At 68.0% G+C, this 13,400-nt stretch carries 10 protein-coding genes; 6 read left to right on the top strand and 4 right to left on the bottom strand.

What is annotated here, in order from left to right:
* The first annotated feature begins 37 nt into the window (after positions 1 to 37).
* Positions 38 to 1,156, top strand: coding sequence for a TIGR03364 family FAD-dependent oxidoreductase (locus tag AC5E6L_RS00915; RefSeq protein WP_491770617.1), 1,119 nt, complete (start codon positions 38 to 40; stop codon positions 1,154 to 1,156).
* A gap of 13 nt (positions 1,157 to 1,169) precedes the next feature.
* The gene (gene phnX / locus AC5E6L_RS00910) at positions 1,170 to 1,952 is read left to right on the top strand and encodes a phosphonoacetaldehyde hydrolase (protein WP_491770615.1); all 783 of its coding nucleotides are present in this window, start codon (positions 1,170 to 1,172) and stop codon (positions 1,950 to 1,952) included.
* A gap of 128 nt (positions 1,953 to 2,080) precedes the next feature.
* Here phnX and AC5E6L_RS00905 read toward each other — a convergent pair whose 3' ends face one another.
* On the bottom strand, positions 2,081 to 3,538 hold the full coding sequence (locus AC5E6L_RS00905) for a glutamine synthetase family protein (RefSeq protein ID WP_491770613.1): 1,458 nt from the start codon (positions 3,536 to 3,538) through the stop codon (positions 2,081 to 2,083).
* Positions 3,539 to 3,669: 131 nt separating this feature from the next.
* Here AC5E6L_RS00905 and AC5E6L_RS00900 point away from each other — a divergent pair, with 131 nt between their 5' ends.
* The gene (locus AC5E6L_RS00900) at positions 3,670 to 4,377 is read left to right on the top strand and encodes a DUF937 domain-containing protein (RefSeq protein WP_491228465.1); all 708 of its coding nucleotides are present in this window, start codon (positions 3,670 to 3,672) and stop codon (positions 4,375 to 4,377) included.
* Positions 4,378 to 4,492: 115 nt separating this feature from the next.
* Entirely contained in the window at positions 4,493 to 6,091 is a 1,599-nt protein-coding gene (xseA, locus tag AC5E6L_RS00895; RefSeq protein WP_491228464.1) for an exodeoxyribonuclease VII large subunit, read from the top strand.
* Between the two features lie 40 nt (positions 6,092 to 6,131).
* Here the strand turns inward: xseA and AC5E6L_RS00890 are convergent, their stop codons facing one another.
* Positions 6,132 to 7,991, bottom strand: coding sequence for an AsmA family protein (locus AC5E6L_RS00890; RefSeq protein ID WP_491228463.1), 1,860 nt, complete (start codon positions 7,989 to 7,991; stop codon positions 6,132 to 6,134).
* Between the two features lie 145 nt (positions 7,992 to 8,136).
* Here AC5E6L_RS00890 and AC5E6L_RS00885 point away from each other — a divergent pair, with 145 nt between their 5' ends.
* Entirely contained in the window at positions 8,137 to 10,095 is a 1,959-nt protein-coding gene (locus AC5E6L_RS00885; RefSeq protein ID WP_491770610.1) for an acetoacetate--CoA ligase, read from the top strand.
* 348 nt (positions 10,096 to 10,443) lie between these two features.
* The gene (locus tag AC5E6L_RS00880; RefSeq protein WP_491770608.1) at positions 10,444 to 11,745 is read left to right on the top strand and encodes an alkaline phosphatase; all 1,302 of its coding nucleotides are present in this window, start codon (positions 10,444 to 10,446) and stop codon (positions 11,743 to 11,745) included.
* Positions 11,746 to 11,909: 164 nt separating this feature from the next.
* On the opposite strand, the gene AC5E6L_RS00875 is transcribed toward AC5E6L_RS00880, so the two are convergent.
* Positions 11,910 to 12,437 (bottom strand): NUDIX hydrolase, encoded by a 528-nt coding sequence (locus tag AC5E6L_RS00875; protein WP_491228460.1) that lies wholly within the window; start codon positions 12,435 to 12,437, stop codon positions 11,910 to 11,912.
* Positions 12,438 to 12,462: 25 nt separating this feature from the next.
* Positions 12,463 to 13,400 (bottom strand): M3 family metallopeptidase (locus AC5E6L_RS00870; protein WP_491770606.1); only part of this gene is annotated, 938 nt, incomplete at its 5' end.

Raw genomic sequence — 13,400 nt, 5'->3', positions numbered from 1 at the left:
ACGAGCATCTGCGCGTCTTCTTGGAAAAGGAACTCAAATGAACTTCGACATTGCGGTCATCGGCGCGGGCATCGTCGGGCTTGCCCATGCGCTGGCCGCCGCGCGGCGCGGCAAGCGCGTCGTCGTCATCGACCGCGACGCCCAGGCCAACGGCGCCTCGGTGCGCAATTTCGGCTTCGTCACCGTCACCGGCCAGAAGGCGGGCGAATGCTGGCACAGGGCGCGGCGCAGCCGCGACATCTGGGCGGAGATCGCACCTCGGGCGAAGATCGATGTGATCCATGCGGGCCTTGCCATGACCGCGCGCCGCCCGGAGGCCGTGGCGGTTCTTGAAGCCTTCGCAGCGACCGAGATGGGGCAAGGCTGCGACCTGATCACCGCCGATGAAGCCCGTAAGAAGGTGCCGAACCTGCGCAACGGCGCGTTGTCGGCCGTCTTGTGGAGCCCGCATGAGTTGCGTGTCGAATCGAGGGACGCCGTTCCCAGGCTCGCCGCCTGGCTGGAAGAGGCCCATGGCGTCACGTTCAGGCGCAACACGCTGGTCAAGGCGGTCGAACCGCCCGTGATCGAGACGACGGGCGGGACGGTGCGCGCCGAGGTGGCCGTCATCTGCCCCGGCGACGATTTCCTGACGCTGGTTCCCGAACGCATCGCCCGATACGGCCTGACGAAATGCCTTTTGCACATGATGCGCGTGCGGCCGGCGGGCGGAATGCGCCTTGGCGCGGCGGTGATGAGCGATCTCGGCCTTGTCCGCTATCACGGCTATGCAGACCTGCCGGAAGCCGTGGCGCTGCGGCGGGTGCTCGAAGCGGAACAGGGCGAAGCGCTGGCGCAGGGCGTGCACCTGATCGCGGTCCAGTCGGCCGACGGCAGCCTGGTGGTCGGCGACAGCCATCTTTATGCGGACACGCCGCCGCCTTTCGCGCCCAGCCATGTGGATCAATTGATCCTCGACGAACTGGACGCGGTGCTCGACCTGCCGGACCGGACCGTCGTCGAGCGCTGGACCGGCACCTATGCGTCCGCCGGCGACCGCCTGATGCTCGTCGACCGCGTGTCCGATGCGGTTCGCGCCGTGCTGGTCACCTCGGGCACCGGCGCGTCGACCGCGTTCGCCATCGGCGAAGAGGTGATGGCCGACCTGTTTGGTTGAATGGAGACGTTTCATGTTCAAAGCCGTGGTCTTCGACTGGGCCGGCACGATGGTCGATTTCGGCTCGTTCGCGCCGATGGGCGTGTTCGTGCGCGCCTTTGAAAAGTTCGGAATCGATGTGACGATCGCTGACGCGCGCAAGCCCATGGGCGCGCCGAAATGGGATCACATCCGCGCCATGCTGAACGATCCCGATATCGCCGAGCGATGGGCCGGCCGGCATGGCGCCGCGCCCACCGACGCCGACGTCGATCGCGTCTACGAGGTGTTCGTGCCGATGAACGAGGCGGTGGCCGCCGACCATGCCGAACTCGTTCCAGGCGCGCTGGAGACGGTGAACTGGCTGCGCGCGCGCGCCATGAAGATCGGCTCGACCACCGGATACACCCGCTCCATCATGGAGCGCGTTCTGCCGGTGGCCGCCGAGCAGGGCTATGCGCCGGACAATCTGGTCTGCGCCGACGACCTGCCCGAGGGGCGGCCGGGTCCGTTGATGATGTACAAATGCTTCGTCGACCTGGCCGTCTATCCGCCGGCGGCGGTGATCAAGGTGGACGACACCGAGCCGGGCATCGCAGAGGGAATAGCAGCGGGCTGTGTCACCGTCGGCGTGTGCCTGTCCGGCAACGAGGCAGGACTGACGCCCGAGGAACTGGCCGCCCTGTCCGAAGCCGACCGCGCCGCGATGCGCGCCCGCGTCACCGCCAGGCTCAAGGCGGCGGGCGCCCATCACGTGATCGATACGGTCGCCGATCTCCCCGCCCTGATCGGCCGGCTTGAGAGCGCTGCCGCATGAGGGCCGGCCGGTTCATCTCAAGCGCATGGGGCATGCGATCGACACCGGCGCCGACGGCAAGGTTTCAAATCCCTGCGTCGGTTGCGCCTCCGCTCGCCAATCGGGCCCTGTGAAGGGGCGCGGCCCGTCTAAACGTTGAGCAGCAGGAACTCGCGCTCCCATGGGCTGATCACCCGCATGAAGGTCTCGAACTCGCCGCGCTTGACGCCGGCATAGTTGGCGATGAATTCGCGGCCCAAAATGCCGTCGAAGGCGTGCTCCCCCTCAAGCAGCGAGACGGCCTCCAGAAGGCCGCGCGGCAGGTCGATCTCGCCCTCGTTGGCGGTCTCGGCGGTCGGCTCTGTCGGCGCCAGCCCATGGACCATGCCCAGATAGCCGCAGGCCAGCGAGGCGGCGAGCGCCAGATAGGGATTGGCGTCCGACGAGGGCAGCCGGTTCTCGACACGCCGGGCCTGCGGGTTGGACGATGGGATGCGGAACGCGGTGGTCCGGTTGTCATAGCCCCAGGCGGTGTTGACGGGCGCGGCGACCGACTGGGTCAGCCGGCGATAGGAGTTGACGTAAGGGGCGATCATCACCAGCGCCTTGGGCATATAGTGCTGCATGCCGCCGACAAAGGCGCGAAACAGGGCCGTCTCGCCGCCGTCCGCCTTGGTGAAGATGTTGGTGCCGGTCCCCGCGTCGACCACGGACTGGTGGATGTGCATGGCGTTGCCCGGCGCGCCCTGGATCGGCTTGGCCATGAAGGTGGCGTACATGTCCGCCTTCAGCGCCGCCTCGCGGATCGTGCGCTTGAACAGGAAGGTCTGGTCGGCCAGCGCCAGCGGGTCGCCATGGCGCAGGTTGATTTCGAGCTGGCTGGGGCCTTCCTCGTGGATCAGCGTGTCGATCTCCAGCCCCTGGGCCTCGCAGAAATGGTAGATGTCGTCGATCAGTTCGTCGAACTCGTTGATGCCGGCGATCGAATAGCTCTGCCCGCCCGAGATCGGGCGCCCGGAACGCCCCGTCGGCGGTTGCAGCGGGTAGTCGGGATCGGTGTTCTTGGCGACCAGATAGAATTCGATCTCGGGCGCGACCACCGGCCGCCAGCCCTTTTCGGCATAGGCGCCGATCACCCGCTTGAGCACCTGGCGCGGCGTGATCCGGGACGGTTCGCCCGTGCGCTGGTCGACAAGGTCGCAGACCACCTGCGCGGTCGGATCGCTCTCCCAGGGCACGACGGACAGTGTCGCAAGGTCCGGCACCAGCTTCAGGTCGCCGTCGCGCGGGTCGTGGCGGAACGCGCCGGTCTCATCGGGATACTCGCCCGAGATCGTCTGGCGGAACAGCGCCGAGGGCAATGCCAGCGCCGTGTTCGAGGTGAATTTGGACGATGGCATCATCTTGCCCCGCGCAATGCCGGCAAGGTCGGGCGTGATGCATTCAATGTCCTCGATCGAGCGGGCCGCCAGCCAGGGGCCGGCCTGCGCCCAGTCGGCGACGCCGCGCAGATTGCGAACGAAGTCTGGAACGGCGCGCCTGGGCGGCTTCTTGCCGCCGCCGGCATGGGGCGCCTGGCTCGCGCGGGCCTTCATGTCGTCCGGCATCGATCACCCTGTGTGCGTCTGGCTTTCTATAGCGCTGTGGTGCTTTGCGGTGAAGCCCTGCGGCGAAAGCCCGGTTGCGGGCATTGGCTCGCATGTTAGGCTCAGGCCCCCAATGCGAGGGAGGCGCGCGCATGATGACCCTGTTCGAGACCCTGACACGGGCGCAGAGCGGCGAGGCGATGCAGATGATGGCCCGCCGGTTCGACCTGTCGGCGCGGCAGACCGAGCAGGCGATCGAAGCGCTGATGCCCGCCTTCTCGGCGGGGCTCAAGCGCAACACCGCCGATCCGGCGGGCGTGGCCGGTTTCATGCAAGCGCTGTCGACCGGCCGGCATGCCCGATATTTCGAGGACATGCAGACCGCGTTCCAGCCGCCGGGAATCGCCGAAGGCAACGCCATTCTGGGCCACCTGTTCGGCTCCAAGGCGGTCAGCCGCGCCGTTGCCGCCCAGGCCGAGCAGGCCACGGGTGTCGGCCGGCAGGTCCTCGAACGGATGCTGCCGGTGATCGCCTCGACCCTGATGGGCGGGCTGTTCAAGCAGTCGACGGGTCAGGTTTCGCCGGGTCCGGCATCGGGCAACCCGGTGGTCGACATGATGGAGCAATTGATGGCGATGCGGCGCCAGCCGGCGCGCGGGTCGGGCGGCGATCCGTTCGCCGAGGCGCTGGCACGGATGTTCGGCGGCATGCCCGAGCCCGAACCGGAGCCGGGCGGCAACGCCTATGAGGAATTGTTCGGCCAGATGTTCGAGACGGGCCGCCAGACGCAGGAGGGTTACCGGAAGGGCATCGACGCCATTTTCGACGCCTATCTGCGCTCGGTGATCAAAAGCCGGTAACGGGGCCCTTCAGCGTCCGCGCATCACAAGAACGTTGCCCGCGACCGCTAAGCGGGCGCGCCGGGTTTGGCATGCCGCCACTTGACCGCGTGGCGGCGCGCTGAAACAAACGGCGATGGCTTCAGACTTGCCATTGTCCGATTCTTCCGCCGCCTCGAACGTTGCCGAATATTCGGTCTCCGAGGTCAGCCAGGCGGTCAAGCGCACGGTCGAGGACGCGTTCGGCCGGGTGCGCGTGCGCGGCGAGGTGTCCGGCTATCGCGGCCCGCACGCCTCGGGCCATGCCTATTTCCGCCTCAAGGACGAGCGCGCCACGCTCGAAGCGGTGATCTGGCGCGGCGCCTTCTCCAAGCTGGCCTTCAAGCCCGAGGAAGGGCTGGAGATCATCGCCACGGGCCGCTTGACGACCTATCCCGGCTCGTCGAAATACCAGATCGTCATCGACGCGATCGAGCCCGCCGGCGCGGGCGCTCTGATGGCGCTGCTCGACGAGCGGCGCAAGAAGCTGGCCGCCCAAGGGCTGTTCGAGGCGGACCGCAAGAAGCCGCTGCCCTTCATGCCGCGCGTGATCGGCGTCGTCACCTCGCCGACCGGCGCGGTGATCCGCGACATCGTCCACCGCATCGCCGACCGCTTTCCCGCCCGCGTGCTGGTCTGGCCGGTGCGGGTGCAGGGCGAGACCTCGGCGGCCGAGGTGGCCGCGGCGATCGACGGGTTCAACGCGCTGACGCCGGACGGCACGGCGCCGAGGCCGGACGTGCTGATCGTCGCGCGCGGCGGCGGCAGTCTGGAAGACCTTTGGGGTTTCAACGAGGAGGTGGTGGTGCGCGCGGCGGCGCGCTCGGCCATTCCGCTCATCTCGGCGGTCGGCCACGAGACCGACACGACGCTGATCGACCATGCGGCCGACCGGCGCGCGCCCACACCCACGGGCGCCGCCGAGATCGCCGTGCCCGTGCGGGCGGACCTTGAGGCCCATATCGCCCAACTCGGCGCGCGCCTTTCGGGCGCGATCAGCCGCCTTGCCGACGATCGCCGCACCCGGCTGACGGCGCTGGCGCGCGGCCTGCCCCGGCCCGACCGGATCCTCGCCCTGCCGCGACAGCGCTTCGACGCCCTGGACGGTCGGCTGCGATCGGGCCTGGATGTCGCCGTCGCGGACCGGCGAAATCGTCTTGCGCGGCTGGACGCGCTGCTCGCGCCGGTCCGGCTTTCGGACATGGCCGGGCGGGACCGGTTGCGCCTTGACCGGCTGGCGCGGGGCTTGCCGCTCGGCCTGTCGCGCGGGCTCGATCTGCGGCGCCGGGATCTCGCCCACCGCGCCGCGCGCCTGTCGCCCCGGACCAGCGGGAGGTTGCGCAAGGATGGCGCGCGCCGCATGGCGCAGGCGGTGGCGCGCATCGACCGGGCCGCGCGGGACACGCTCGGCGAAGCCGGCGGCCGCCTTGCCGAGGCCGCGCGGCTGCTCGGGTCGCTGTCCTATGAAAGCGTGCTTGAAAGGGGTTACGCGCTGGTGCGCGATGCGCATGGCGCGCCGCTGCGCCGCTCCGGCTCCGTTGCGGCGGGCGACCGGCTGACGATCCAGTTCGCCGGCGACGACCGGCTCGACGTCATCGCCGGCAAGGCCGGCCCTCCCTCGCCTTCGGCGCCAAAACCGCCGCAGACGAGGGAAAAGCCAAAGCCGCGGCCGGGCGGCCAGGGATCGCTGTTCTGACCGGGTTCCGGCCGTCGTCCTGGTGCGCGCCCGGCGCGCGTCACGGCAGCAGGACCGGTGTCGCGAACGGCCGGTTCCACGAGCCGCCGACGAAGAACTGCGCGGTCTCCTCGGGGGCGCCGCGTTCCTCGTTCGCTTCCCCGTTCGGCGTGTCCGGCGCGCCATGGCCGCGCGCCGCCATCGCGGTCACGGCAAGACTTCCGCTGCCGAGCGAGACGATGCCGCTGAGCAGCACATCGCCCTGCGGATAGGTGATGCGGGTCTCCTTCAGCGTCAGCAGTCCCTCGGCGATGTCGCCGTAAAGGCGCGCCGTCTCGAACCGCTGGGCCGCCGCATCCATGTCCAGAGAAAAGTAGCGGGCGATCTGCTTGCGCTCGAACAGCGCATCGAGGCCGAAACCGGGCATGACGCCGGCCGCCATCTCGATGGCGATCGTGCCTGCCAGATCGCGGGTCGAGCGCAGCGGGCCGGCGGCGGGTCCGCTCAAGGTCACCGAGAAATCGCCCCGCCCGCGCGGCAAGGCGCGCGGCAGCGCATAGGCCTCGCCGATGGCGGCGGTGTCGACATTCTGTCCGGACAGCATGACCTCGGCCGTTTCGCCGTCGATGCCTGGTGAAAGGCTCAGCCGGGCCTGGACATGCCCGCCATAGGCCTGGGCATCGCCGATGTCGAAGATCGCGACCTCCTCGGATACCTGGGCGGTCGCGGCCAGATCGCCGAGCCTCAGATCGCCGAAGGTCGCGCTTGCCGCCGAGATGCGGAAATCGGCGGTCATCTGCGAGGCGGCCCGGCTCGTCTCGATCGCGCCGGTGCCGATCAGCCCCTGGACGTCGACGAAGGCGGACAGGAAGGCGCGGATGTCCAGCGACTGGAAATCGAGCGTGCCGGTCAGGGCCGGCCCGGTGTCGGGCTGGTTCAGCCCGATCTCAAGGACACCCTTGCCGCCGTTGCCGTCGATGGACATTGAAAGCCCCTCGAAACGGATGCGCCGCTGCGCCAGCCGCACCGGCCCCGACAGCTCCACCGCGCCCAGCGCCCGCCCGGCCGTCACGTCGGCATCGAGCAGCGTCATGAAGGTCCGGACCGAGGGCGTGGCGAAGGTGAGCGTGCCGTCCGCGAACGGCGGTCCGCCGACATTGGCACGGCCGTTGAAGTCGAGCGCGACCGTTTCCGAATCGATCGCGAACCGGGTCTCGGCCGGGGCGTTGCGGAAGAAGGCGGTCGGCGCCTGCGTGGCGAAGCGAACCGAGCCGGCCGCACCGCGCCAGATCAGATCGGCCGTCACGGCAAGCGGCGCATCCAGGCGCGGCCAGTTCACCGTCGCGTCGATCTCGGTGATGTCCTCGACGATCTTGCCGTCGGCCCCTTCGATCGTCAGGCGGCCATTTTCGGCGATCATCGTGCCGAGTCGGTCGCCCACGCCCGCCTGATGGTGCTGGGGGCGGCTCCCGCCCGGCGCCGCATCGTTGCCCCAGGCCGCGAACAGCCGCCCGACGCGGCCGCTCTGCGCCAGCCAGTCGATCCGTCCGTCCGCCTGCCGGACGAGCCGCAGGTGCGGGCGGACGAGCCGGAAGTTGGAAAACTCCGGACGGCCGCCGATCAGGCCGACGAGCCCGATATCGGCCTCAAGGCTCTCGCTGGCGAGGATCGTCCCGGCGTCCCGCCCAGGCGCCTCGATCCGGACATCGCGGAGCGCGACCCTTGGGCGGGGGAAAACGGTCACCTCGGTTCGCCCGCCGATCTGCGCCCGGGTGCCGAAGAAGTTGCCGAGTTCGCGTTCGATGGACGATTGCACGACCTCGGTCGACACCAGCCAAGGAAGGCTGACGGCAAAAAGAGCGCCCGCGGCCGCAAGGACGGCCGCGGAAATGACCGCGATACGCAACACCAACCTACCCATGGCGTCGCTGTAACAAATATCGCCCCGCGCGGACAGCCGCCACGGGCGCTGCGCCCCACTTATCGGGCCGCGCCGGACGCGCTCGTCTTGCGAGCGTTCGCATCAGGGCGTACCAGACATGCGAACATGAAATTGAGGAGGGTTCATGGTCATGGCGTCACCCCTTTGGACACCGTCGCCGGCGGTCGCCCAAGCCTCGGCGATGCGGGCGTTCATGGGTTATGCCGGCGAACGCGCGGGGCGATCCTTCGGCAGCTATGCCGAACTGCACCGCTGGTCCGTCGATGATCGCGCGGCGTTCTGGTCGGCGGTCTGGGACGACAATGGCGTGATCGGCGACAAGGGGTCGGTCGTGCTCGCCGACGGCGATGCGATGCCCGGCGCCCGCTTCTTTCCGCATGCACGGCTCAACTTCGCCGAGAACCTGCTGCGGCAAACGGGGCCGGAGGACGCGATCGTCTTTCGCGGCGAGGACAAGGCCGAACGGCGCCTGAGCTGGGACGATCTGCACGCGCTCGTCTCCAGGTTGCGGCAGTTCATGATCGCCCGCGGCGTCAGGGCCGGCGACCGCGTCGCCGCCATGCTCCCCAACATGCCCGAAGCGGTGGCCGGCATGCTCGCGGCGGCCTCGATCGGCGCCATCTGGTCGTCCTGTTCGCCCGACTTCGGACCCAGGGGCGTTCTGGACCGGTTCAGCCAGATCGAGCCGGTCCTGTTCATCGCCTGCGACGGCTACTGGTACAATGGCAAGCGGATCGCCATCGGCGACAAGCTCGCCCAGATCGTACCCGCGCTGCCCTCGGTCGGCACCGTCCTCGTCGTCGACTATCTGGGCGACGCCGAAGCCGTCGCCGCCGCAACGCCGAAGGCCGAGGCGCTCGGCCCGGCGCTCGGCGCGTTTTCGGCACAGCCGGTCACGTTCGCGCGGTTGCCCTTCGACCATCCGCTCTACATCCTTTATTCCTCCGGCACCACGGGCGTTCCCAAGTGCATCGTCCATTCGGCTGGCGGCACGCTTCTGCAACACCTCAAGGAGCATCGTTACCATGCCGGCATCGGCGCGGGCGACCGGGTGTTCTACTTCACCACCTGCGGCTGGATGATGTGGAACTGGCTGGTCTCGGCGCTGGCGTCGCGGGCGAGGCTGCTGCTGTTCGACGGCTCGCCCTTCGCCCCGGACGGCAACGCGCTGTTCGACTATGCAGACGCCGAGGCGATGACCCATTTCGGCACGTCGGCGAAGTTCATCGACGCCGTGCGCAAGTCGGGCCTGAGACCGATCGACACGCACGATCTGTCGAGCGTGCGCGTCCTCTCCTCGACGGGTTCGCCGCTGTCGCCGGAGGGTTTCCGCTTCATCTATGACGGCATCAAGGCCGATGTGCACTTGGCCTCGATCTCCGGCGGGACCGACATCGTCTCCTGCTTCGTGCTGGGCATTCCGGGCGAGCCGGTCTTTACGGGCGAAATCCAGGGGCCCGGTCTCGGCATGGCCGCCGAGGTGTGGGACGACGAGGGCAGGCCGGTGACCGGCGAGAAGGGCGAACTGGTCTGCGCCAGGGCCTTCCCGTCCATGCCGGTGGGCTTCTGGAACGATCCGGACGGGGGCAAGTATCATGCCGCCTATTTCGAGCGGTTCGCCAATGTCTGGTGCCACGGCGATTTCGCCGAGATCACCGAAAATGGCGGTATCGTCATCCATGGCCGGTCCGATGCCACGCTCAATCCCGGCGGCGTCCGCATCGGCACGGCCGAAATCTACAACCAGGTCGAGCAATTGCCCGAAGTGGTCGAGGCGATCTGCATCGGCCAGGAGTGGGACGACGATGTGCGGGTGGTCCTGTTCGTGCGCCTCGCCGACGAGGTCGACATGACCGATGAACTGGTCAAGGCGATCAGGGCGAAGATCCGCGCCGGCGCCTCGCCCCGCCACGTGCCGGCGGTGGTGCTGCCGGTCGACGACATACCGCGCACCAAATCGGGCAAGATCGTCGAGCTGGCGGTGCGCGAGGTGGTGCACGACCGCCCCGTCAGGAACAAGGAGGCGCTGGCCAACCCAGAAGCGCTCGCCCTGTTCGCCGACCGGCCCGAATTGCGCCCGTGACCCGAGCGGGAGGCGGGTTCGCGGCACGGCTTGCCGCCATCCCTCGCTCCATGCGGTATTTCACTTTGCAAGCCGGCTCCCGGCCAGTTTTTCTTTGCGAGATTATCCGATTACGATCACGGGCCGGCATTGGAAGGTGCAGGGAAGTGAAAAGCGTGATCATGCGTCATTTTGAGCGGTTGACATTTACATCTATATTCCTGTCGTGGCCTTCGTGTTGGCTAAGTTGCGATTTCAGAAAAGTTTCACATTCAGGTTATTGTGTCGGCGACCGGCACGCCCATTTGCGATGTGTGGCGGCAAAAGCTGCCTCTGACACTCCACATACCCAGCACAGGTGAGGCAAAAATGCATCGCAAAGGAACTCTGCTCGCCGCCGTGGCAGCCCTGGCCCTGCTTCCGGCCGTTCCGTCCGCGGCTCAGGACGCTGCAACGGGCAATGTCATCTTCTTCCATCCCGACGGCGCCGGCGCCAGCCACTGGGCGGCCGCACGGATCGCCTTTGCCGGCCCCGACGGCGAACTGAACTGGGATCGCCTGCCGGGCGTCGGCGTCTATACCGGCCACATGGCGACACGCCTGACCGGCACGTCCCATGGCGGCGCCACCGTTCACGCCTACGGCGTCAAGGTCCATCACGATTCCTTCGGCCTGAACCGCACCGAAGAGATCACCGCCGCCTCGGGCAAGCAGATGACGATCGCCGAAGAGGCCCATGAGGCCGGCAAGGCCGTCGCGCTGGTCCAGTCGGGTCACATCGCCGAGCCGGGCACGGCGGTCTTCGCCGCTTCCAACGAGTCGCGCGGCAACACTGCGGAGATCGCCCAGGAAGTCATCGAATCCGGCTTTCGGGTCATCATGGCCGGCGGCGAGCGCTTCCTGCTGCCCGAGGGCACCGAGGGCCGCCACGGCGAAGGCCAGCGCGAGGACGGCCTGAACCTGATCGAGCGCGCCCAGGAACTGGGCTACACCGTCGTCTACACGCGCGATGAACTGATGGCGCTGAACCTTGAGGAGGTGGACATGCTGCTGGGCGTGTTCGCCCACAACCACACCTTCAACGACCAGGAGCGCGAGCGCAACCTCATCGAGGGTCTGCCCACCTACTGGGAGGGGGCGCCGACCATCGCCGAGATGGCCGATGCCGCCCTGCGGATCATCGCGCGCGACGAGGACGGCTTCTTCATGGTGATCGAGGAAGAAGGCACCGACAACATCGCCAACAACATGAACGCCTACGGCACGCTGGAGGCGCTGCGCCGCGCCGACGAGGCCACCGGCGTTCTGATGGACTTCGTCGAGGCCCGTGACGACACCATGCTGATCATGGCCGCCGACTCCGACGCCGCCGGCATGCACGTCCTGTCCGGCTCGCAGGCTCGCGAAGGCGGCGCGGTCGCCGCTTCGACCTCCGGCGGCGGCATCCTGCACGGCCAGCAGGGCAATTTCGGCGACGTCTTCATGTCCGCGCCCGACAAGGAAGGCGTCAGCCATCCGTTCGGCATCACCTTCGTCGGCTACAACGACATCGCCGGCGGCATCATCGCCCGTTCGGCCGGCCTCAACCACGACATGATGGAACCGCTCGTCGACAACACCGAGATCTATGCTCTGATGCACCGCACGCTGTTCGGCGATGCGTTGAACTAGGGCCTGTTCCCGAAAGGTGCGTGCTGTTTTCGGACAGGAACATGCTCAAAATCAAAGAGCTGGCGCAGTGCGCGTGAATCGGGGATCAGGGCAAGTGCCATAGAGCGTTCCGTCATGAGATTGAACGCTCTGGCATGTGCCGCAAGAGCGATCCTTGCGCGGGATCAATCCGCATCCGGGGGATTGCCGAAAGGCGGCGTGCCCGATCCGTCCTCGAACGCGCGCTGGTGGTCGAGCATCCAGTGAACGGAGGGGAAAGCCAGATCGGTCCAGGGCATCTCGTCCCACGCAAAAAGGGCCGTCTCCAGGCTCTCCTCGCCGGGCGAATGGCGGCCGTCGCGCAGCGTCGCCCGATAGATGAGCTGAACCTGGCTCAACCTTCGCACGGTGTAGACCGCCAGGAGCCCGTGCAGGTCGAGCGCCGCATTGGCTTCTTCGCGCGCCTCGCGGAACGCGCCCTCCTGGGGCGTTTCGCCCAGCTCCAGATAGCCCGCGGGCACCGTCCAGTAGCCGCGGCGGGGCTCGATCGCGCGCCGGCATAAAAGGATGCGGCCGCCATGGGTGACGACCGAACCGGTCACGATCTTCGGATTGTGGTAGGCAACGAAGCCGCAGCGCTCGCAGACGTCGCGCTCATGGGTGTCGCCATCGGGGCGGATGCGCGAAAAGCGCTGTCGCAGATGATCGTTCATGACGCAAGCCCCGTGCGTTGCGCGCCTACGCCAGGCCGCGCTTTTCGAGCATGGCATCGGGCGTCGGCAGCCTGCCGCGGAAGGCCTTGTAGGCGTCCTCGGGCTCCATTGTCCCGCCGGAGGCGTAGATATGCCGGCCGAGCGCCTCGGCCAGGTGTGGATCGAACACGTCGCCTACCTCCTCGAAGGCGGCGAAGGCGTCCGCGTCCAGCACCTCCGACCACATGTAGGAATAGTAGCCCGCCGCATAATGGTCGCCCGAAAAGACGTGCTGGAAATGCGGCGAGCGGTGCCGCATCGCAATCGCCGGCGGCATGGCGAGGGCCGCAAGCCGCTCCGCCTCGAACGCGGCCGGATCGCCGGGCGCCTCGGCCCGCTGGTGATAGGCCATGTCGACGAGGGCGCAGGCGGTGTATTCCACCGTATCGAAGCCGGCGTTGAAGGTGCGCGCCGCGAGCACCTTGTCGAGAAGCGCTCGCGGCATGGGTTCGCCGGTCCGATGGTGCCGGGCAAACCGGTCGAGCACCTCCGGCGCGGTCAGCCAGTGTTCGAAAAGCTGCGAGGGCAGTTCGACGAAATCGCGCGGCACGTTCGTCCCCGACACGCTCGGATAGGTCACCTGGGACATGATCCCGTGCAGCGCGTGACCGAATTCGTGGAACAGGGTGCGCGCGTCGTCGAACGACAGCAAGGCGGGCGCGCCGGCGGGCGGCCTTGCGAAATTCATCGTGTTGGTGACGATGGGCGTGCGGCCGAGCAGGCGTGACTGAACCTGCATCGCGCTCATCCATGCCCCGGAGCGCTTGGAGGGCCGGGCGAAATAGTCGCCAATGAAGACCGCCTTGTGCCGGCCGGCCGCGTCCGTGACCGCCCAGACGCGGGCATCGGGGTGATGCACCGCGATCTCCGGGCGTTCGGCGAACCTCAGACCGAAGAGCCTGTTTGCGACGAAGAAGGCCGCCT

Source organism: Roseitalea sp., from assembly GCF_984466335.1.
The sequence above is the reverse complement of the archived record's forward strand: the minus strand, read 5'-3'. Positions and strand labels throughout refer to the sequence as shown.

Coding starts and splice junctions, on each gene's coding strand:
- AC5E6L_RS00915 (WP_491770617.1), top strand. CDS start 38: ATGAACTTCGACATTGCGGTCATCGGCGCGGGCATCGTCGGGCTTGCC.
- phnX (WP_491770615.1), top strand. CDS start 1,170: ATGTTCAAAGCCGTGGTCTTCGACTGGGCCGGCACGATGGTCGATTTC.
- AC5E6L_RS00905 (WP_491770613.1), bottom strand. CDS start 3,538: ATGCCGGACGACATGAAGGCCCGCGCGAGCCAGGCGCCCCATGCCGGC.
- AC5E6L_RS00900 (WP_491228465.1), top strand. CDS start 3,670: ATGATGACCCTGTTCGAGACCCTGACACGGGCGCAGAGCGGCGAGGCG.
- xseA (WP_491228464.1), top strand. CDS start 4,493: ATGGCTTCAGACTTGCCATTGTCCGATTCTTCCGCCGCCTCGAACGTT.
- AC5E6L_RS00890 (WP_491228463.1), bottom strand. CDS start 7,991: ATGGGTAGGTTGGTGTTGCGTATCGCGGTCATTTCCGCGGCCGTCCTT.
- AC5E6L_RS00885 (WP_491770610.1), top strand. CDS start 8,137: ATGGTCATGGCGTCACCCCTTTGGACACCGTCGCCGGCGGTCGCCCAA.
- AC5E6L_RS00880 (WP_491770608.1), top strand. CDS start 10,444: ATGCATCGCAAAGGAACTCTGCTCGCCGCCGTGGCAGCCCTGGCCCTG.
- AC5E6L_RS00875 (WP_491228460.1), bottom strand. CDS start 12,437: ATGAACGATCATCTGCGACAGCGCTTTTCGCGCATCCGCCCCGATGGC.